The organism is Pseudomonas sp. IT-196MI5 (assembly GCF_949767415.1).
In the GTDB taxonomy this organism is placed as follows: Bacteria; Pseudomonadota; Gammaproteobacteria; order Pseudomonadales; family Pseudomonadaceae; genus Aquipseudomonas.
This window is the reverse complement of sequence record NZ_CATKPZ010000006.1, coordinates 134,987-153,077: the sequence shown is the minus strand read 5'-3', so window position 1 is coordinate 153,077 and position 18,091 is coordinate 134,987. Positions and strand designations below refer to the sequence as shown.

At 59.0% G+C, this 18,091-nt stretch carries 17 protein-coding genes; 6 read left to right on the top strand and 11 right to left on the bottom strand.

All coding sequences use genetic code 11. The features are described 5' to 3' along the window. Positions 1-231 precede the first annotated feature (231 nt). The 6 genes from ACM6IK_RS04770 to ACM6IK_RS04745 all read right to left on the bottom strand — a co-directional run bounded on the left by ACM6IK_RS04770 (position 232) and on the right by ACM6IK_RS04745 (position 5,542). Positions 232-603 carry a hypothetical protein gene (locus tag ACM6IK_RS04770; protein WP_414873365.1) on the bottom strand — a complete coding sequence of 124 codons (372 nt, stop codon included), beginning with the start codon at positions 601-603 and terminating at the stop codon, positions 232-234. 96 nt (positions 604-699) lie between these two features. Next, the gene (locus ACM6IK_RS04765; protein WP_414873364.1) at positions 700-1,143 is read right to left on the bottom strand and encodes a hypothetical protein; all 444 of its coding nucleotides are present in this window, start codon (positions 1,141-1,143) and stop codon (positions 700-702) included. 49 nt (positions 1,144-1,192) lie between these two features. Then, on the bottom strand, positions 1,193-1,549 hold the full coding sequence (locus ACM6IK_RS04760) for a hypothetical protein (protein ID WP_414873363.1): 357 nt from the start codon (positions 1,547-1,549) through the stop codon (positions 1,193-1,195). Positions 1,550-2,163: 614 nt separating this feature from the next. After that, positions 2,164-3,276, bottom strand: a complete 1,113-nt coding sequence (locus tag ACM6IK_RS04755; RefSeq protein WP_414873362.1) for a polymorphic toxin type 44 domain-containing protein — start codon at positions 3,274-3,276, stop codon at positions 2,164-2,166. Positions 3,277-3,391: 115 nt separating this feature from the next. Beyond that, positions 3,392-3,877: a hypothetical protein gene (locus ACM6IK_RS04750; RefSeq protein WP_414873361.1), complete on the bottom strand. Its 486-nt coding sequence runs from the start codon at positions 3,875-3,877 to the stop codon at positions 3,392-3,394. A 216-nt stretch (positions 3,878-4,093) separates the two neighbouring features. Next, positions 4,094-5,542, bottom strand: coding sequence for a glyceraldehyde-3-phosphate dehydrogenase (locus tag ACM6IK_RS04745; RefSeq protein WP_414873360.1), 1,449 nt, complete (start codon positions 5,540-5,542; stop codon positions 4,094-4,096). A gap of 379 nt (positions 5,543-5,921) precedes the next feature. On the opposite strand from ACM6IK_RS04745, the gene mfd reads away from it, so the two are divergent. From mfd to ACM6IK_RS04730, 3 genes are read left to right on the top strand one after another with little or no spacing between them, the layout of a single operon-like run. Beyond that, positions 5,922-9,371 carry a transcription-repair coupling factor gene (gene mfd / locus ACM6IK_RS04740; RefSeq protein ID WP_414873359.1) on the top strand — a complete coding sequence of 1,150 codons (3,450 nt, stop codon included), beginning with the start codon at positions 5,922-5,924 and terminating at the stop codon, positions 9,369-9,371. A 10-nt stretch (positions 9,372-9,381) separates the two neighbouring features. Beyond that, a complete protein-coding gene (locus ACM6IK_RS04735; protein ID WP_414873358.1) occupies positions 9,382-9,960 on the top strand; it encodes a CsiV family protein in 579 nt (192 codons plus the stop codon). Between the two features lie 6 nt (positions 9,961-9,966). Beyond that, positions 9,967-12,660, top strand: a complete 2,694-nt coding sequence (locus ACM6IK_RS04730; RefSeq protein ID WP_414873357.1) for an SNF2-related protein — start codon at positions 9,967-9,969, stop codon at positions 12,658-12,660. Between the two features lie 275 nt (positions 12,661-12,935). Here the strand turns inward: ACM6IK_RS04730 and ACM6IK_RS04725 are convergent, their stop codons facing one another. The 3 genes from ACM6IK_RS04725 to ACM6IK_RS04715 all read right to left on the bottom strand — a co-directional run bounded on the left by ACM6IK_RS04725 (position 12,936) and on the right by ACM6IK_RS04715 (position 15,562). Further along, entirely contained in the window at positions 12,936-13,673 is a 738-nt protein-coding gene (locus tag ACM6IK_RS04725; RefSeq protein WP_414873356.1) for an S-methyl-5'-thioinosine phosphorylase, read from the bottom strand. Between the two features lie 12 nt (positions 13,674-13,685). Then, a complete protein-coding gene (gene nagZ, locus ACM6IK_RS04720) occupies positions 13,686-14,696 on the bottom strand; it encodes a beta-N-acetylhexosaminidase (RefSeq protein ID WP_414873355.1) in 1,011 nt (336 codons plus the stop codon). Between the two features lie 158 nt (positions 14,697-14,854). Further along, positions 14,855-15,562, bottom strand: a complete 708-nt coding sequence (locus ACM6IK_RS04715) for a TetR/AcrR family transcriptional regulator (protein WP_108219237.1) — start codon at positions 15,560-15,562, stop codon at positions 14,855-14,857. Between the two features lie 229 nt (positions 15,563-15,791). Between ACM6IK_RS04715 and lexA the strand changes: the two genes are divergently transcribed. Both lexA and sulA read left to right on the top strand, forming a co-directional pair. Further along, positions 15,792-16,400 (top strand): transcriptional repressor LexA, encoded by a 609-nt coding sequence (gene lexA / locus ACM6IK_RS04710; protein ID WP_007974043.1) that lies wholly within the window; start codon positions 15,792-15,794, stop codon positions 16,398-16,400. A 10-nt stretch (positions 16,401-16,410) separates the two neighbouring features. Next, positions 16,411-16,887, top strand: a complete 477-nt coding sequence (gene sulA, locus ACM6IK_RS04705) for an SOS-induced cell division inhibitor SulA (RefSeq protein WP_414873354.1) — start codon at positions 16,411-16,413, stop codon at positions 16,885-16,887. Between the two features lie 93 nt (positions 16,888-16,980). On the opposite strand, the gene ACM6IK_RS04700 is transcribed toward sulA, so the two are convergent. Together ACM6IK_RS04700 and ACM6IK_RS04695 are read right to left on the bottom strand one after the other, a co-directional pair. Next, entirely contained in the window at positions 16,981-17,214 is a 234-nt protein-coding gene (locus tag ACM6IK_RS04700; RefSeq protein ID WP_108219236.1) for a hypothetical protein, read from the bottom strand. 94 nt (positions 17,215-17,308) lie between these two features. Next, positions 17,309-17,833 carry a DUF6586 family protein gene (locus ACM6IK_RS04695; RefSeq protein ID WP_414873353.1) on the bottom strand — a complete coding sequence of 175 codons (525 nt, stop codon included), beginning with the start codon at positions 17,831-17,833 and terminating at the stop codon, positions 17,309-17,311. Positions 17,834-17,879: 46 nt separating this feature from the next. Between ACM6IK_RS04695 and ACM6IK_RS04690 the strand changes: the two genes are divergently transcribed. After that, a complete protein-coding gene (locus ACM6IK_RS04690; protein WP_414873352.1) occupies positions 17,880-18,086 on the top strand; it encodes a hypothetical protein in 207 nt (68 codons plus the stop codon). Positions 18,087-18,091: the final 5 nt, after the last annotated feature.

The following is an 18,091-nucleotide window of genomic DNA, read 5'->3' as shown; positions in this document are numbered from 1 at the left end:
ATATTTCTGCCAGACCGCTATCGCGAGCAGGCTCGCTCCTACATTGGATGGCCGGTGTGATCACTACCGCGCAAACACCACCAAACCCTGTGGGAGCGAGCCTGCTCGCGATGGTCGTCAACGATAACGCGTGCTCACTAGTTAAACGCAGCGTTCTTGGCTGCATCATCGGAACACCGCCCGGAGCAAGCTCGCTCCTTGTATGTTGGCCCTGACTCCAACGGGGTCTTTTCATGGAGTCGCGGTATCAGTGACGCATTGTCTCAGTCGATCCGAATCCGTGCCGCTGCCTTCGCTGAGATCAATGTCGCCGTTGGCATCAAGATAGATATTCGTATTAGGCCACTTCGGGGTTATGTTGACGCAGTGGGCACGAACGTTTTTGCTCCACCAGGAGATTTCCATAAAAAAACCATCATCAGGAAACAGTAAACCATTATCAACCGTACCTCCGCCGGGTTGCATCCCCCCCTTGTATATCCGGTCCTGGACATTCCAGATATACCTGAGCTCTTCCCTTCCATTTTCGGAGTAGTGAATGGTTACGGTCGGTAGTGCGATATCCCAATAGTTAATGGCCAGATACAAAAATGGAATCCACATCCACCTTCTATACCTTAGACCTGTTTTACGTACAGGTGTGGACACGAATTCCATCTCCCAGAATCGCACTGCATGTCGCTTTGATCCCTTGGCTCTTCATGGGCTCGCTGTATCAGTGACGCATTGTTTTAGTCGATCCGAATCCGTGCCGCTGCCTTCGCTGCGATCAATATCGCCATTGGCATCGAGGTAGATGTGCGTATTGGACCATGTCGGGGTGATATTTACGCAGTGTCGGAGATCTTTATCGTTACACCAAGAGATCTCCATGAAAAACTTCTCATCTGGAAACAAGAACCCATGATCCCGTGTGCTGCTGCCTGGAGGGAGGCGTCCTTTGTAAATCCGGTGTTGCACATTCCAGATGAACCGCAATTCGTCTTCGCCATTCTTGGAGTAATGAACCGTCGCGGCGGGCAGCACAATAATTCGCCAGAGGGCGATCAGCAGAAGAACCACCAATGGCAGCAATAGTGGTATCAACGGAATCAATAGCCACCGAATGTAACGCGACCGAGGTTTATTAGCAGGAATGGACACGGACTCCGTCTCCTAGATTCACCTTACAAGTTGTGCATCTCACTACTCTTCATGGGCTTGCGGTATCCGTGAAGCATTGCTTCAGTCGATGCGCATCCGTGCCACTGCCTTCGCTGTAATCAATGTCGCCATTGGCATTGAGGTAAATATGCGTATTGGGCCACCTAGGGGTCACGTTGACGCAATGTCGGAGCGCGCCATCGTTCCACCAGGAAATTTCCATGAAAAAATTCTCATCCGGAAACAGAAAGCCATAATCACGCGTACCGCCTCCGGGTTGCATACGCCCCTTGAAAATACGGTCCTGCACGTTCCATATGTATTTAAGTTCGCCACGAGCATCCTCGGAGTAGTGAACAGTCACAGTAGGTAACGCAATATCCCAATGAGTGATGGCCAAAAACACAACTGGAATCCACAACCATCGCTTATACCGTCTCCGGGATTTACTTGCAGTCGTGGACACGGATTCCTCCCCCCCATTTCTCCGGCGCAACGGTAAGCACTTCATTCATGACCATCTTCGCAGTGATCCTACCTTTGGAGTGTTGATTAGCGAGGGTCATGCCGACCAGGATCGCTTTATAACGTGTTAAGTCTTTTTTCTCATACTTTTGCGACTTTCAGGGGCTTGCGGTATCAGTAATACATTGCTTCAAGCGATCCGAATCCGTTCCACTGCCTTCGCTGTGATCGATATTGCCGTTGGCATCAAGGTAAATATGCGTATTAGGCCACCTAGGACTTACGTTAACGCAGTGTCGTAGCACTCCATCGTCCCACCAAGAGATCTCCATGAAAAATTTCTCATCTGGAAACAAGAAGCCATAATCACGTGTACCGCCCCCAGGCTGCATCCGCCCTTTGAATATCCTGTGCTGGACGTTCCAGATGTACTTAAGTTCTTCTTTAGCTTCTTGGGAGTAATGGACAGTCACTGAAGGAAAGATAATATCCCACTGGGTGATGATCAGAGAAACAACTAGTATCCATAGCCATCGTTTGCGCCACCTTCGCGATTTACTTACAGACGTGGACACGGATTCCTTCCCCCCAATCCGCTGGTGAAATGGCAAGCACTTCACTCATGATCATCTTTGCGGTGATCCCGCCATTTGGGCACTGCATATGTAGTTTAATGCCTATCCTGATTGAAACTCTATCTGCAACATCATCCCAGGACCGCAGCTCTGTCCAAGGGCTGGCCGTTGGGCGGGGGCCAGGGAGTACTCTATCCTCTTTGGGCTTTGTCAGTTCGAAAGCCTTCCTCGCGGAGTCCGAGACAATCTGCTCAGCCCCAGCTCCATCTAGCAGCACACTTTCCGAGAGCCCGCCTGCAATACCAATGTACCCATAGTGAATGTTCGACCAGATATCGTAGTAGTACTCGTACCTCCCTTGCTTGTGCCGAACGACACCGTCATACATCGCCTCCAGCTTCGGCTTGTGATCCCACTCCATATTTTGACCCACCTGCTTCGTCCAGATCGCCATCGCCTCAAGCTTCTTCGTCCATGCAATTCCGTTGAAATTTGGTGGTCCAGCCAGCCTGGCGTACCAGGGTAACGCACGAAATTTCCTGGCTTCCTCGCCGCTGTCGTAGCTCATCAGCTCTTTCATTTTCAACACGGACGGATGCTTGATATTCCTGTTCATCTCACCTGCAATGTAGCTGGCAAGCTCTTCCATCTGGTCTGGATGGTTACAGGCTTCGCTTCCACCAAGGTCGCCGGGTGGTGCAGAGATTTTATCTGCCAGCTTCAGATCAACCACCTGAGGCTTGGCCGTAAAGCTGTTTTCAGCCGGAGCCGCCGATGAGCCCGCAGCCCTGGTGGCCGGCTGTGCAGGGCTTGCGTTGCTTTGATACGTGGCCGTCATTACGGAGGGGATCAGCCGAGCTTTACAGGGGCAGTTGCTGTAACTGTCCAGCGTACCAGCCATGAGCTTTCCATGACTGATCATGTGCGAAATACCACCGACGATCCGATACGTATTCCCGTCTTTTCCACAGGTGACTCGATCACCATCGCAGGCGTGGGCAATGCCATACATCATGATCCGGGTGTCACCATCCAGAACTTTGCCACCACAAGTGGTTCGGTCATTCAGACCGATGAAATGTCCTTCTTTCATTGAGTTTCTTCTCCGTTACTTCCGGCCGAGTGCAGAAAATTTTCGACCATCAGCTGCGTGAGCATTCAAGCAACGCAGCACTGAGACAGCTTTGGACAGCGCCAGACTTCGCCACTCAGTCCGCGACCGATGGCAAAAAATCCTCGCCCATCGACACACCTTCGCGCGCAATAAACACGTAGCCGCCTTGCGGTGTATTGATGATTTCGTCGCCATTGCTGAGCATGCTGCCGACCAGCGCCACATCATTGTTGTCTTGCCCTGCGCCGGTGATGATTTGCGCCGTACTGCCATCGGCATACAGGACGTAGTCGCCTGTTCGCGCTACGCGCACCGAGCGTCCATTTTCCAACTTGAACTCCAGCGGCCCTGTCCCTTGCTGGATCACCCCGCCATTACGGGTGTGGCTGCCCTCGGTTGCGCACCTGAAGATGGCGATAGCAGGATGAGTGTCGATGTAAGCCTGCTGTTGACGCACAACCACTTGGGCGTGCTCATGGAATTGCGCAATTTGCTGCTCAGTGAAGTGTGGATTGTCCAGGCTGCGCAGATACTCTGGGGAAACATCGTTGGTATACAAAGGCTGCAAGGGTGCATTCATTTCAAAATCCTTATCCCTGGAAGGGTGTTCAGAAATAATGCGGCGGACGCTAACAGCGTCGCGACCCTCACGGCAGGGTCAAAAGAATGATTCAGAAGTTTCGCCAAAAGAAACGATCCTTTTCCTACAGGATTGTTTCTAAAGCGCATTTATTGCGGAGCGCACAAACAAAAACGCCCCGACCAAAGTCGGGGCGCTTCATGTGCCGCTAAAGGCTTAGCGCGGGAAGGCTGGCGGGTTTACACCGGCCATGTCTTCCATCACGCGAACCACCTGGCAGCTGTAACCGAACTCGTTGTCGTACCAGACGTACAGAACAACGCGGTTATCCTGAGTGATGGTCGCTTCCGCGTCCACTACGCCGGCGTGGCGCGAGCCAACGAAGTCGGTGGAAACCACTTCCTGGGAGCTCACGTAGTCGATCTGCTTGTGCAGGTCCGAGTGCATGGCCATCTGGCGCAGGTACTCGTTGATCTCTTCGCGAGTGGTGGCCTTTTCCAGGTTCAGGTTCAGGATGGCCATCGACACGTTCGGCGTAGGCACGCGAATCGCGTTGCCGGTCAGCTTGCCCTTGAGCACTGGCAGCGCCTTGGCGGCTGCGGTGGCGGCACCGGTCTCGGTGATGACCATGTTCAGCGGCGCGGCGCGGCCACGACGGCTGCCCTTGTGGAAGTTGTCGATCAGGTTCTGGTCGTTGGTGAACGAGTGAACGGTTTCGACGTGGCCGTTGATGATGCCGTACTTGTCGTTGACTGCCTTGAGCACCGGCACGATGGCGTTGGTGGTGCAGGAAGCCGCCGAGATGATCTTGTCGTCAGGGCTGATGTCGCCGTGGTTGATGCCGTGCACGATGTTCTTCAGCGCGCCCTTGCCAGGTGCAGTGAGGATCACGCGGGCAGCGCCCGGGCAGGCCAGGTGCTGGCCCAGGCCGTCGGCGTCACGCCATACACCGGTGTTGTCGACGATCAGCGCGTTTTCGATGCCGTACTGGGTGTAGTCGACTTCGGCCGGGCTCTTGGCGTAGATCACCTGGATCAGGTTGCCGTTGGCGGTGATGGTGTTGTTGGCTTCATCGATGGTGATGGTGCCATCGAACGGACCATGGACCGAGTCGCGGCGCAGCAGGCTGGCGCGCTTGACCAGGTCGTTCTCGGCGCCCTTGCGGACCACGATGGCGCGCAGGCGCAGGCCGTCGCCACCACCGGTTTTCTCGATCAGGATGCGCGCCAGCAGACGGCCGATACGACCGAAGCCGTAGAGGACAACGTCGGTGCCTTTGCGGGCGGATGCGTTTTGCTGGCCAACCACGTCAGCCAGTTGTTCACGGACGAACTGCTCGGCAGTACGGCCATTGCCTTCGGCCTTGAATTTGGCCGCCAGCTTGCCCAGGTCCACCGAAGCGGCGCCGAGCTTGAGCTCGCTCATCGCCTTGATCAGCGGGAATGTTTCGTGGACGGACAGCTCGCTTTCGTCCAACTGACGGTGACGAGCAAAGCGGTGAGCTTTGAGAATCGCAATGACTGAACGATTGATCAGGCTGCGGCCATAGATCGAGCTCACCACGTTGTTATTGCGGTAGAGCTGACCGATAAGCGGAATCATCGCTTCTGCGAGTGCTTCACGGTCGATCCATTCACCAAGACACTGGTCGGGCTTCTGAGTCACGGGAACCTTCCACTATGTAGGGGCAGAAAAAAGGGGCTACATTATGCCGCCGAGTGACCGCCGTAGCAATGCGCGCCCGTCGTGCTTTACGTAACAATTCGTCGTTCAAAAAACTTACGCCTCGCGCCAGCCCAATAAAACCGGGGCTTTCAGCGTAGTCAATTTTTTGGAGGTCACGTCTCGTTGTCCGTAACCCTCCGTAACACTCGTTGTTTTTGCCACTACATATCCAGTAATTTCTGGCAAAAAACCGCCGAATTTTGTCTTTACCACTACATTTCACCAAACCCATGCTTTAGACGCAGTCAGCAACTGACAGGCGGCATCGTAGACCGCTACAATTGCCGACTTTGTCGCAACGCTTGGAGCTCAACCTTCCGTGCCCGTTCTGCGTCTACCGCTTCTCCCTGCCGCGGCAGGTAAACAGCACTGGGGCAACCTGCCCGGTGCCGCCCTGAGCCTGGCCATCGCCGAGGCTGCCAGCGCTGCCAAGCGCTTTACCCTGCTACTGACCGCCGACAGCCAAAGTGCCGAACGGCTGGAACAGGAGCTGGGCTTCTTCGCCCCGGATTTGCCCGTATTGCACTTTCCCGACTGGGAAACCCTGCCCTACGACCTGTTCTCGCCGCACCAGGACATCATTTCCCAGCGCATCGCCAGCCTGTACCGGCTGCCGGAATTGAGCCATGGCGTGCTGGTGGTGCCGATCACGACCGCCCTGCACCGCCTGGCACCGACCAGATTCCTGCTCGGCAGCAGCCTGGTGCTGGATATCGGCCAGAAGCTCGACGTCGAGCAAATGCGCACCCGCCTTGAAGCCACGGGCTATCGCTACGTCGATACCGTGTATGAACACGGCGAGTTCACCGTTCGCGGTTCGCTGATCGATCTGTTCCCGATGGGCAGCAAGCTGCCGTATCGCATCGATCTGTTCGACGACGAAATCGAAACCCTGCGCACCTTCGACCCGGAGAACCAGCGCTCCATCGACAAAGTCAATTCGGTCAAGCTGTTGCCGGCCAAGGAATTCCCGCTGCAGAAAGAAGCGGTCACCCGTTTCAAGGCGCGATTCCGCGAGCGTTTTGACGTCGATTTCCGACGCTGCCCGATTTTCCAGGATTTAAGCAGCGGGATTACCCCGGCCGGTATCGAGTACTACCTGCCGCTGTTCTTCGAAGAAACCTCGACGCTGTTCGATTACCTGCCCCAGGACACGCAAGTGTTCTCGCTGCCCGGTATCGAGCAGGCCGCGGAAAACTTCTGGAACGACGTGCGTAATCGCTATGAAGAACGCCGCGTCGACCCGTCCCGGCCTTTATTACCGCCCGCCGAATTGTTCCTGCCGGTGGAAGACTGCTTCGCGCGCCTGAAGAACTGGCCGCGCGTGGTGGCCAGTCAACAGGATGTAGAAAGCGGTAGCGGTCGCGAGCGCTTCCCGGCACGCGAGTTGCCCAACCTGGCGATCGAAGCCAAAGCCACCCAACCGTTGGCGGCACTGGCCGACTTCCTCGACCAGTTCCCCGGTCGCGTGCTGTTTACCGCCGAATCGGCAGGCCGCCGCGAAGTGCTGCTGGAACTGCTGGAACGCCTGAAGCTGCGACCGAAGACTGTCGACAGCTGGCCAGACTTTGTCGCCGGCAAGGATCGCCTGGCGATCACCATCGCCCCGCTCGACGAAGGCTTGCTGCTGGACGACCCGGCCCTGGCCCTGGTTGCCGAAAGCCCGTTGTTCGGCCAGCGCGTGATGCAGCGCCGTCGCCGCGAAAAGCGCACCGATGCCAACAACGATGCGGTGATCAAGAACCTCACCGAGCTGCGCGAAGGTGCGCCGGTGGTGCACATCGACCACGGTGTCGGTCGCTACCTGGGCCTGGCGACCCTGGAAATCGACAGCCAGACCGCCGAGTTCCTCGCCCTGGAATATGCCGAAGGCGCCAAGCTCTATGTGCCGGTGGCCAACCTGCACCTGATCGCCCGCTACACCGGCAGCGACGATGCCCTGGCCCCGCTGCACCGCCTCGGCTCCGAGACCTGGCAAAAAGCCAAGCGCAAAGCCGCCGAACAGGTGCGCGACGTGGCCGCCGAGTTGCTCGACATCTATGCCCGCCGCGCCGCCCGCGAAGGCTACGCATTCGCCGATCCGAAAGCCGACTACGCCACCTTCAGCGCCGGTTTCCCGTTCGAAGAAACCCCGGACCAGCAAACCACCATCGAAGCGGTGCGCGAGGACATGCTCGCGCCCAAGCCAATGGATCGCCTGGTGTGCGGCGACGTTGGCTTCGGCAAGACCGAAGTGGCAATGCGCGCGGCGTTCATTGCAGTCCACGGTGGACGCCAGGTGGCGATCCTGGTGCCGACCACCCTGCTCGCCCAGCAGCATTACAACAGCTTCCGCGACCGCTTTGCCGACTGGCCGGTGACCGTGGAAGTGATGAGCCGCTTCAAGTCGGCCAAGGAAGTGAATGCGGCGGTCGCGGACCTGGCCGAAGGCAAGATCGACATCGTCATCGGCACCCACAAGTTGCTGTCCGACGATGTAAAAATCAAAAACCTGGGGCTGGTGATCATCGACGAAGAGCACCGTTTCGGTGTCCGTCAGAAAGAACAGCTCAAGGCGCTGCGCAGTGAAGTCGATATCCTGACCCTGACCGCCACGCCAATTCCGCGCACGCTGAACATGGCGGTGTCGGGCATGCGTGATCTGTCGATCATCGCCACGCCGCCGGCCCGTCGCCTGTCGGTACGCACCTTCGTCATGGAGCAGAACAAGAGCACGGTCAAAGAGGCCTTGCTGCGTGAGTTGCTGCGTGGCGGCCAGGTCTACTACCTGCACAACGACGTGAAGACCATCGAGAAATGCGCCGCCGACCTCGCCGAGCTGGTGCCGGAAGCACGGATCGCTATCGGTCACGGGCAGATGCGCGAACGCGATCTCGAACAGGTGATGAGCGACTTCTACCACAAGCGCTTCAACGTGCTGATCGCCTCGACCATCATCGAGACCGGCATCGACGTACCGAGCGCCAACACCATCATCATCGAGCGTGCCGACAAGTTCGGCCTGGCACAGTTGCACCAGTTGCGCGGCCGGGTCGGACGCAGCCACCACCAGGCGTACGCCTACCTGCTGACGCCACCGCGCCAGCAAATCACCCCGGACGCGGAAAAGCGCCTGGAAGCGATCGCCAACACCCAGGACCTCGGCGCGGGCTTCGTGCTCGCCACCAACGACCTGGAAATCCGTGGCGCCGGCGAATTGCTCGGCGACGGCCAGAGCGGGCAGATCCAGGCGGTCGGCTTCACGCTGTACATGGAAATGCTCGAGCGCGCGGTGAAGTCGATCCGCAAGGGTGAGCAGCCGAACCTCGACCAACCGCTCGGCGGCGGTCCGGAGGTCAACCTGCGGGTTCCGGCGTTGATTCCCGAGGACTACCTGCCGGACGTCCACGCCCGCCTGATTCTCTACAAGCGCATCGCTTCGGCCACCGATGAGGAAGGCCTCAAGGATCTGCAAGTGGAGATGATCGACCGTTTCGGCCTGTTGCCGGAACCGACCAAGAACCTGATCCGCATCACTGCATTGAAATTGCAGGCCGAGCAACTGGGCATCAAGAAAGTCGATGGCGGCCCGCAAGGCGGTCGCATCGAGTTCGCCGCGCAGACGCCGGTCGACCCGCTGACCCTGATCAAGCTGATCCAGGGCCAGCCAAAACGTTACAAGTTCGAAGGCGCCACGATGTTCAAGTTCATGGTTCCGATGGAGCGCCCGGAAGAGCGCTTTAATACTGTAGAGGCGCTGTTCGAGCGCCTCGTTCCGAAAACTGCTTGAAGGACGCCGCATGCGCCTGTTTCGCTCACTGACCCTGCTGACCCTGCTCATTCCAGCGCTGGTCGCACCCACGGCATTTGCCGATGACCTGTATCAGGTCGAAATGATTCTGGTCCGTCAAAACGCCGTACCGGCGATTGTCAGCCGCGCCGCACCGGAAGACTGGGCCGCTGGCGCCCAACCGGTCAGCCCCGACAGCCTGCGTACGCCAAGCCTGAATGGCGAGGTGGAAAAACTCACCAGCAGCGCCGACTACACGGTGTTGATGCACAAGGCCTGGCAACAGCCCCTCGGCGAAACCGCCAGCAAAGTGGCGATCAGCGACGGCAAGGAACAATATGGTCAGTTCCCGATCGAGGGCACGCTGAACATGACGCTGGGACGCTTTACCGACGTCGACGCCGATTTCTGGGTCAATCAGATCGATGCCAATGGCATGGTGACCGCCAGCGAGCGCTTGAAACAGGAAAGCCACACCAAGAACGGCCAGTTGAACTTCCTCGACAATGGCCACCTCGGCCTGCTGATCAAGATCACCTCGCTGACCGCCCCCGCACCTCGAGCAGCTCCCGAAGAAATTCCGGACTGATTCCCAATGTCCGCGACCCTGAGCAAACCCCTCGCACCGTCCTGGGTCAGCCGATTCAAGGAACAGAGCCTGGAGCGTGGCCGCCGCTACGCGCTGGAGAACCGCGTCAGGATCGTCGAGGCCGGCGACGCCACGATCATCGCCGTTTGCGAAGGCTCTGGCAGTAACGTTTACCGTCAGACCATTCGCCTGCGCGAGTCAGCCAAGGGCACGCTGCTGATGATCGACGCCACCTGCTCGTGCCCGGTCCACAACAACTGCAAACATTGCGCAGCGGTGCTCCTGCAAGTGCAGGAAACCCTCGACTACCCCGCCGCCGCCAAAGACGCCGAACTTCTGGAAAAACTCCAGGCAGTCCTGGAAAACCGCAGCCCGAAAGCCCCGCCGCAGGTGCTGGTGGACAATGTGCAACCGGTACCGCGCCTGTGGCTGGCCAGCATCGAGTTCAGCGCGTTCGAACCGCGCAACGGCCGAATGCAGCGGTACATCCAGCATCGGGCGGCACTGTCCTTCAGTTACCTGGACGAGTACGTTTGCGGACAGAAAAACGCCGACATCCTGATTCGCCAGGAAAGCCAGACGCTACGGATAAAACGCCACCCGGAAGTGGAACAGTCCTACCGGGAACAGCTGCGAATCCTTGGCTTCAAAGTCGCCACCCGGCAAAGCAAGGCCTTGCCGGAAAGTGCCGGCGAGCTGTTCGAGATGGTCAATGACAGCGCCTGGCTGACCTTTACCCTCAATGAACTGCCCAAGTTGCGCACCCAGGGCTGGGAATTGCAGATCGACGAGGACTTCGGTTTCGACCTGACCGCCGTGGACGACTGGTACGCCACGGTCGAACAGGTACCGGAGCGCGACTGGTTCGATCTGGAACTGGGGATCATCGTCAACGGCGAACGCCTGAGCCTGTTGCCGATCCTGCTCAACCTGATGCGCTCCCACACCGAAATCCTCAACCCGGAACGCCTGGCCCGACGCCGCGACGACGAGCTGATCCTGGTCAATATCCCCAATCGCCCGAACTCCGAGCACGGCCCACTGCAAGTCGCCCTGCCCTTCGGCCGCCTGAAGCCGGTGCTGGCCACCCTCGGCGAGTTCTACCTGCAGGAGCCCGGCGACACCACGCTGCGCCTGAGCAAGGCCGATGCCACGCGCCTGAACCCGCTGGAAGACATGCCACTACTGTGGGAGGGCGGCGAACAGATCCGCACCTTTGCCCAGCGCCTGCGCGACATCAAGGACCACACGGCCGCCGCCCCGGACGGTCTGAATGCGACGCTGCGTCCGTATCAGCTTGAAGGCCTGAGCTGGATGCAATCGCTGCGACAACTGGAGGTCGGTGGGATTCTCGCGGACGACATGGGCCTGGGCAAAACCCTGCAGACACTGGCACACGTGCTGAGCGAGAAAAACGCCGGCCGCCTCGACCGGCCGTGCATGGTCGTGATGCCGACCAGCCTGATCCCCAACTGGCTCGACGAAGCGGCGCACTTTACGCCGCAGCTCAAGGTACTGGCACTGTACGGTGCCAGCCGCAAAAAGCACTTCGACAAGCTGGCCGACTACGATCTGATCCTGACCACCTATGCGCTGCTGCCCAAGGATGTCGAACGCCTGGCGGCGCAGCCCTTGCACATACTGGTGCTGGACGAAGCGCAATACATCAAGAACCCCGGCAGCAAGGCCGCCCACGCCGCCCGCGAACTGAACGCCCGGCAGCGCCTGTGCCTGAGCGGCACACCGCTGGAAAACCATCTCGGTGAACTCTGGTCGCTGTTTCACTTCCTCTTGCCCGGCTGGCTGGGCGACGTCAAAAGTTTCAACCGCGATTACCGCGTGCCGATTGAAAAACGCACCAGCGAGGTCAGGCTCCAGCACCTCAACGGCCGGATCAGACCTTTCCTGCTGCGCCGCACCAAGGAACAGGTGGCCACCGAGTTGCCGCCGAAAACCGAGATCATCCACTGGGTCGAACTCAACGAGGCCCAGCGCGACGTGTACGAAACCATGCGCCTGGCCATGGACAAGAAAGTCCGCGACGAGATCACCCGCAAAGGCGTGGCCCGCAGCCAGATCATCATTCTCGAAGCCCTGCTCAAGCTGCGCCAGGTGTGCTGCGATTTGCGCCTGGTCAACGAGGCGACCCTGCCAACCCGTGGCAGCACGTCAGGCAAGCTCGACAGCCTGATGGAAATGCTTGAAGAACTGTTCGAGGAAGGTCGGCGGATCCTGCTGTTCTCGCAGTTCACTTCAATGCTGTCGCTGATCGAAGACGAACTGAACAAACGCGGCGTGGCCTACGCCCTGCTGACCGGCCAGACCCGCGACCGCCGCACGCCGGTGAAGGAGTTCCAGAGCGGCAAACGTCAGATATTTCTGATCAGCCTGAAGGCCGGTGGCGTTGGCCTGAACCTGACCGAAGCGGACACGGTGATTCATTACGATCCGTGGTGGAACCCGGCGACGGAAAACCAGGCGACTGACCGGGCGTATCGCATCGGCCAGGAGAAGCCGGTGTTCGTTTACAAAATGATTGCGCGCGGCACAGTGGAAGAAAAGATTCAGCACCTGCAAAAGGAAAAATCCGACCTCGCGGCCGGCGTGCTGGATGGGCGCAAGGCCGGGGACTGGAAACTGCAGAACGATGATATCGAGGCGCTGTTTGCGCCGCTGCCGGAGAACCTCGAAAAACGTTGATATTTGCGGCGTCTTTTAGATCGCCATCGCGAGCAGGCTCGCTCCCACAGTGTCCGCGTCGAACACGACTTTTGCGGACACCACTGAACCTGTGGGAGCGAGCTTGCTCGCGATGAAGTCAACTCGGTATCAAGCGGAACTCAGCCCCTGAGCACCCGCACCAGCGTCGATTTCACCTCCCACATTGACCGCGTCGAACACATTTTTTGCGAACGCCGCTGAACCTGTGGGAGCGAGCTTGCTCGCGATGGAGTCAACTTGGTATCAAGCGGAACTCAGCCCTTGAGCACCCGCGCCAGGGTCGATTTGACCTTGCCCATGCCGTCATGCAACGCCTGCTCGATCTCGGCCATGGTGATCACCGCCGTCGACTTGCCCGCCGCCGGATTCACCACCAGCGCCAGACAGGCGTAATCCAGTTCCAGTTCCCGGGCCAGGGCTGCTTCCGGCATACCGGTCATGCCGACGATGTCGCAGCCATCGCGCTCCAGTCGGGCGATTTCAGCCACTGTCTCCAGGCGCGGCCCTTGAGTGCACGCATACACGCCATGACTGCTGTAGCCCACACCTTCGGCCGCCAATGCCGCGATCAGTTGCTGGCGCAACGGTTCGCTGTAGGGGTAGCTGAAGTCGATATGGGTGACGTGTTCCAGGTCATCGGCAAAGTAGGTGTGCTCACGACCGCTGGTGTAGTCGATCAACTGATGCGGCACGCAGAAATGCCCCGTGCCCATGGCTGAGTGAATTCCACCCACGGCATTGACTGCGAGAATCGCTTGCGCCCCAGCCTGCTTCAGCGCCCAGAGGTTGGCGCGGTAGTTGACCTGATGCGGCGGAAAACGGTGCGGATGGCCGTGACGCGCGAGGAACAGCACTTCCTTGCCGGCATACTCGCCGATCTGAACGTCGGCCGAAGGTGCGCCAAAAGGCGTGTCCACTGTCAGTGACTGGCGAATGCTCAGGCCTTCGAGTTGAGTCAGGCCAGTGCCACCGATAATCGCGTAAACCGTCATAACGAACAGTCCTTAATCAATCAATTGAGCTTCTTTGAGTGCGCCGACAGCGGTCAGCCAGCGCGGGTCCTGACGGTATTCGGTGTTGGCGAACGACTGGCCGCGCATCCGCGCAATGCGCTCGGAAGGCTTGACCTTCAGGCGTTGCGCAGCGCTCAGGGCGAGCTCGGCAGCCGCACGGTCGTTGCACACCAGGCCCATGTCGCAACCGGCAGTCAGCGCAGCTTCGATACGGCTGGCGGCATCGCCGACCACGTGAGCGCCTGCCATGGACAAGTCGTCACTGAAGATCACCCCATCGAACTGCAACTCGCCGCGCAAGATGTCCTGCAACCAGCGGCGGGAGAAGCCAGCGGGCTGGGCGTCGACCTGTGGATAGATCACATGGGCCGGCATGACCGCGGCCAGTTGCTTGCTCAATTTTGCAAACGGCACCAGGTCGTTGGCGCGGATCTCGTCGAGGCTGCGCTCGTCGTTGGGAATCGCGACGTGGGAATCCGCTTCCGCCCAGCCGTGACCGGGGAAATGCTTGCCGGTGGCCGCCATGCCTGCACTGTTCATGCCGCGGATGAATGCACCAGCGAGCAAGGCAGCGCGCTCGGGATCACCCTCGAACGAACGGGTACCCACCACCGCACTGCGCTGGTAATCGAGGTCGAGCACCGGGGCGAAGCTCAGGTCCAGGCCAACGGCCAGCACTTCAGTCGCCATGATCCAGCCGCACTGCTCGGCCAGGTACTCGGCGTTCGGGTTGTCGGCGATGGCGCGCATGGCGGGCAAGCGCACGAAACCCTGGCGCAGGCGCTGCACACGACCGCCCTCCTGGTCCACAGCCAGCAACAAGTCGGGACGGACAGCGCGGATTGCCGCACTCAATTCACGCACCTGGCGTGGATGCTCGATGTTACGGGCAAAGATGATCAGGCCGCCCACTTCGGGCTGGCGCAACAATTGGCGATCTTCAGCCGTCAGCCAGGTACCGGCGACGTCCACCATCAACGAGCCTTGCAAGCCAGCAGTCATAAGAATTCCTTGATAACAGAAAACCCGGCCCACACGAATTCGCCGCCAAGGGCATGGCCCGGCAGATTGGCGAGTTCAATGAGGAGCGGGTTCAGAACGAGAGTCGGCATGGGCGGCTAGCTTAGCGGATGTCAGCTGCCGCGCCCACCCATGTGCGGTTATACCTTGGCGGCAACCGGTGTCGATTTGCTGCGTGGACGCAACTGGGCAGTGGCCATGGCCGCGTCCGTCACACCGGATTCGGCACGCATGCCGGCGGCCAGGAATGGCACCATCAGGCGCATGACCTGCTCGATCGAGGTATTCACGCCAAAGTCGGTTTCGGCAATCGCCCGCAAGGCCTTGATACCGGACATGCTGAACGCCGCCGCACCGAGCATGAAGTGCACGCGCCAGAACAGTTCGATGGGCGGAATACGCGGCGCCGCTTCGTTGACCAGTATCATGTAGCGGCGGAACACCTTGCCGTACATGTCTTCCAGATAACGACGCAAGTGCCCCTGGCTCTGACTGAATGCCAGTCCCAGCAAACGCATGAAGATAGACAGGTCGTTGCCACTGCGCGGCTGCACCACCAGTGCCTGCTCGACGAGGATTTCCAGCAACTCTTCGAGTGTCGGCCTGATTTCGGGTTTGGCCTGACGCCGCTCCAGCTCTTTATCGAGACTGATGCAGAACGGCCCGAGGAACCGCGAGAAAACCGCCTGGATCAACGCCTTCTTCGAACCGAAGTGATAGTTCACCGCCGCCAGGTTGACACCGGCCTTGCTGGTGATCAGGCGCAACGAGGTTTCGGCGAAACCTTTTTCCGCGAACAACTGCTCGGCAGCATCGAGAATGCGTTCAACGGTTTCCGACTGGGCCATGGCTACTCCGCCTGACAAACACTTGTTTGAAACATACGTTTCAGCCCGCGCCTTGTCAAGCCTGGCAGTTCGTTTCGTGAATGGTCGGTCAGGCATTTAACCACACAACGGCGAAGCTTCAATCCACTGCCTGATTGACCGTCCGGCGGCCACTGAAAAAAGGGGCATTGCCAAGGCCGCTCCACTGTATATAATCCCAGTCACTGTATAAAAAAACAGAGCGATCAATATGCTAAAGCTGACGCCACGCCAAGCCGAGATTCTGGCCTTCATCAAACGCTGCCTGGAAGACAACGGCTACCCGCCGACCCGCGCGGAAATCGCTCAGGAACTGGGTTTCAAATCACCCAATGCGGCGGAAGAACACCTCAAGGCTCTGGCTCGCAAGGGTGCAATCGAGATGACGCCTGGCGCCTCCCGTGGCATTCGCATCCCCGGCTTCGAAGCCAAGGCCGACGATTCCACCCTGCCGATCATTGGCCGGGTCGCAGCCGGCGCCCCGATTCTTGCGCAGCAACACATCGAAGAGTCCTGCAACATCAATCCCGCCTTCTTCCATCCGCGCGCCGACTACCTGCTGCGTGTCCATGGGATGAGCATGAAGGATGTCGGCATTTTCGACGGCGACCTGCTGGCGGTCCACACCACCCGCGAAGCCCGTAACGGCCAGATCGTGGTGGCGCGAATCGGCGACGAAGTGACCGTCAAGCGCTTCAAGCGTGACGGCAGCAAAGTCTGGCTGATCGCCGAGAACCCCGAGTTCGCCCCGATTGAAGTGAACCTTCAAGACCAGGAACTGGTGATCGAAGGCTTGAGTGTCGGCGTCATTCGCCGCTAAAGGAGGCACCATGCAGTTCCCACAGCCAGCACCACAGCAAACCCAACTGCCGTTGTTCGAAGCGTTCATGGCACAGCCATTGGCGCCGATCCTGAAAGACGTAGTCGAGTCCCCCTGGAGCGCCGAACCTGACGTTTTCAGCGAGCTGTCACTGCGTGGTGCAGCCGGGAACTGCCTGAGCCTGCTGGCACCGATCCTCAGGGAATTGAGCCAGGACCAGGATGCACGCTGGCTGACACTGATCGCGCCACCCGCCAGCCTGACTCAAGCCTGGCTGCGAGATGCCGGCCTCAACCGCGAGCGCATTCTGTTGCTGCAACCCCGGGGTACCCAGAGCGCCCAGCAACTGACCTGCGAAGCGCTGCGCCTGGGTCGCAGCCACACGGTGGTCAGCTGGATCAACCCGTTGAGCAGCCAATCCCGGCAACAACTGATCAGCGCCGCCCGCACCGGGGACGCTCAGAGCCTGAATATTCGACTGGGCTGACTGACAGACAAGACGCGTGCTTCACCGCGCAAGGCTTCTCCAGGGACTGAGAAGCCGATGTGTAGCGATATCAAGAAAAACGACAGACGGGGATCAATGAAGCACCCGCGACCCCTCGTCCTTGTCGAATTCGCCTTCAACCATGCGACCGGCCATCTGAACACCGACGCTCAACATCGCCTTGGCGACTTCCACGTGCTGTCCTTGCAGGAACGCTTTGGCGTCCTCGGAGAAATCCAAAGTAACCAGAGAACCCTCGTCCTCGGCCCTGCGCAGCTCGATACGGCCGTCTGGTAACTCGACAATTTCTAGAAAGGACGTTGGCATAAAGGACTGTTCTCCACGAAAGGCGGGGATTATATAGGCATCGCTCGGGCTTCGCTTGGGATCTTGACCAGATGTCATTACCCAAATGTGTACGTCAGCACTCGTTCAACCCTTCACGAAACCGGATCGCCAATGCTTTCAGGTTCTGACGCCAACTCTCCAGCTCCTCCCGACTCAGTTCCTCCGGCGCGTCCTCTTCATCCAGATTGACCGCCTGAATCAGTGGCTGGGTCACGTCCCCTTTCGGCTTGTGCGGCGCGCGCGGCGGCTGAAACAGCGCAGCATGGGCGGCCAGGAGTTTGGCCAGCCAGGTTTCCGGGTTATTGGCCAGCTCGACCAGTTCTGCCATTTCCGGAATGGCGATGGACTCCAGCACCTCGCGAGTCAGCAATAACTCTGCACGGGGCGCATTGGCCTGTGGCAAGCGATAGTAACCGGCGATTTCGTGACACAGGCCCAACAGCGCGCCGTACAGGTGAAACAGCGCGGCTTCGCGTCCCGCCTGGATCAGCGCCAGCGAATTCATCGCCCGCCCCTCTTCAGTGCGGGCCAGTGCTTCGAGCGACAAGCCGGCGAAATAAATCTTCTGATTGGTGCGGGTATACAGTTCGTGGGCCATGACGGCAGCCTCCACAACGAAATAATTGCTTCATGCAGGTTGGACAGTGTCGTGGATCAGCCAGGCAAACCGCAAGTCCTCTGCCGATGCCGATGCCGATGCCGATGCCGATGCCAACACTGTAGGAGCGAGCCTGCTCGCGAAAAACGTAAACGATAACGTGTACATCCTGGAAAAACGTGTTGCCCTTGAGTTTTTCGCGAGCAGGCTCGCTCCTACAGAGAAAGCAGCAAAAACAAAAAAGGCCGCATGAACACC

Coding starts and splice junctions, on each gene's coding strand:
- sulA (WP_414873354.1), top strand. CDS start 16,411: ATGCAGTTCCCACAGCCAGCACCACAGCAAACCCAACTGCCGTTGTTC.
- ACM6IK_RS04735 (WP_414873358.1), top strand. CDS start 9,382: ATGCGCCTGTTTCGCTCACTGACCCTGCTGACCCTGCTCATTCCAGCG.
- ACM6IK_RS04725 (WP_414873356.1), bottom strand. CDS start 13,673: ATGACGGTTTACGCGATTATCGGTGGCACTGGCCTGACTCAACTCGAA.
- ACM6IK_RS04750 (WP_414873361.1), bottom strand. CDS start 3,877: ATGAATGCACCCTTGCAGCCTTTGTATACCAACGATGTTTCCCCAGAG.
- ACM6IK_RS04755 (WP_414873362.1), bottom strand. CDS start 3,276: ATGAAAGAAGGACATTTCATCGGTCTGAATGACCGAACCACTTGTGGT.
- ACM6IK_RS04700 (WP_108219236.1), bottom strand. CDS start 17,214: ATGCCAACGTCCTTTCTAGAAATTGTCGAGTTACCAGACGGCCGTATC.
- lexA (WP_007974043.1), top strand. CDS start 15,792: ATGCTAAAGCTGACGCCACGCCAAGCCGAGATTCTGGCCTTCATCAAA.
- ACM6IK_RS04715 (WP_108219237.1), bottom strand. CDS start 15,562: ATGGCCCAGTCGGAAACCGTTGAACGCATTCTCGATGCTGCCGAGCAG.
- ACM6IK_RS04770 (WP_414873365.1), bottom strand. CDS start 603: ATGTGGATTCCATTTTTGTATCTGGCCATTAACTATTGGGATATCGCA.
- ACM6IK_RS04730 (WP_414873357.1), top strand. CDS start 9,967: ATGTCCGCGACCCTGAGCAAACCCCTCGCACCGTCCTGGGTCAGCCGA.
- nagZ (WP_414873355.1), bottom strand. CDS start 14,696: ATGACTGCTGGCTTGCAAGGCTCGTTGATGGTGGACGTCGCCGGTACC.
- ACM6IK_RS04695 (WP_414873353.1), bottom strand. CDS start 17,833: ATGGCCCACGAACTGTATACCCGCACCAATCAGAAGATTTATTTCGCC.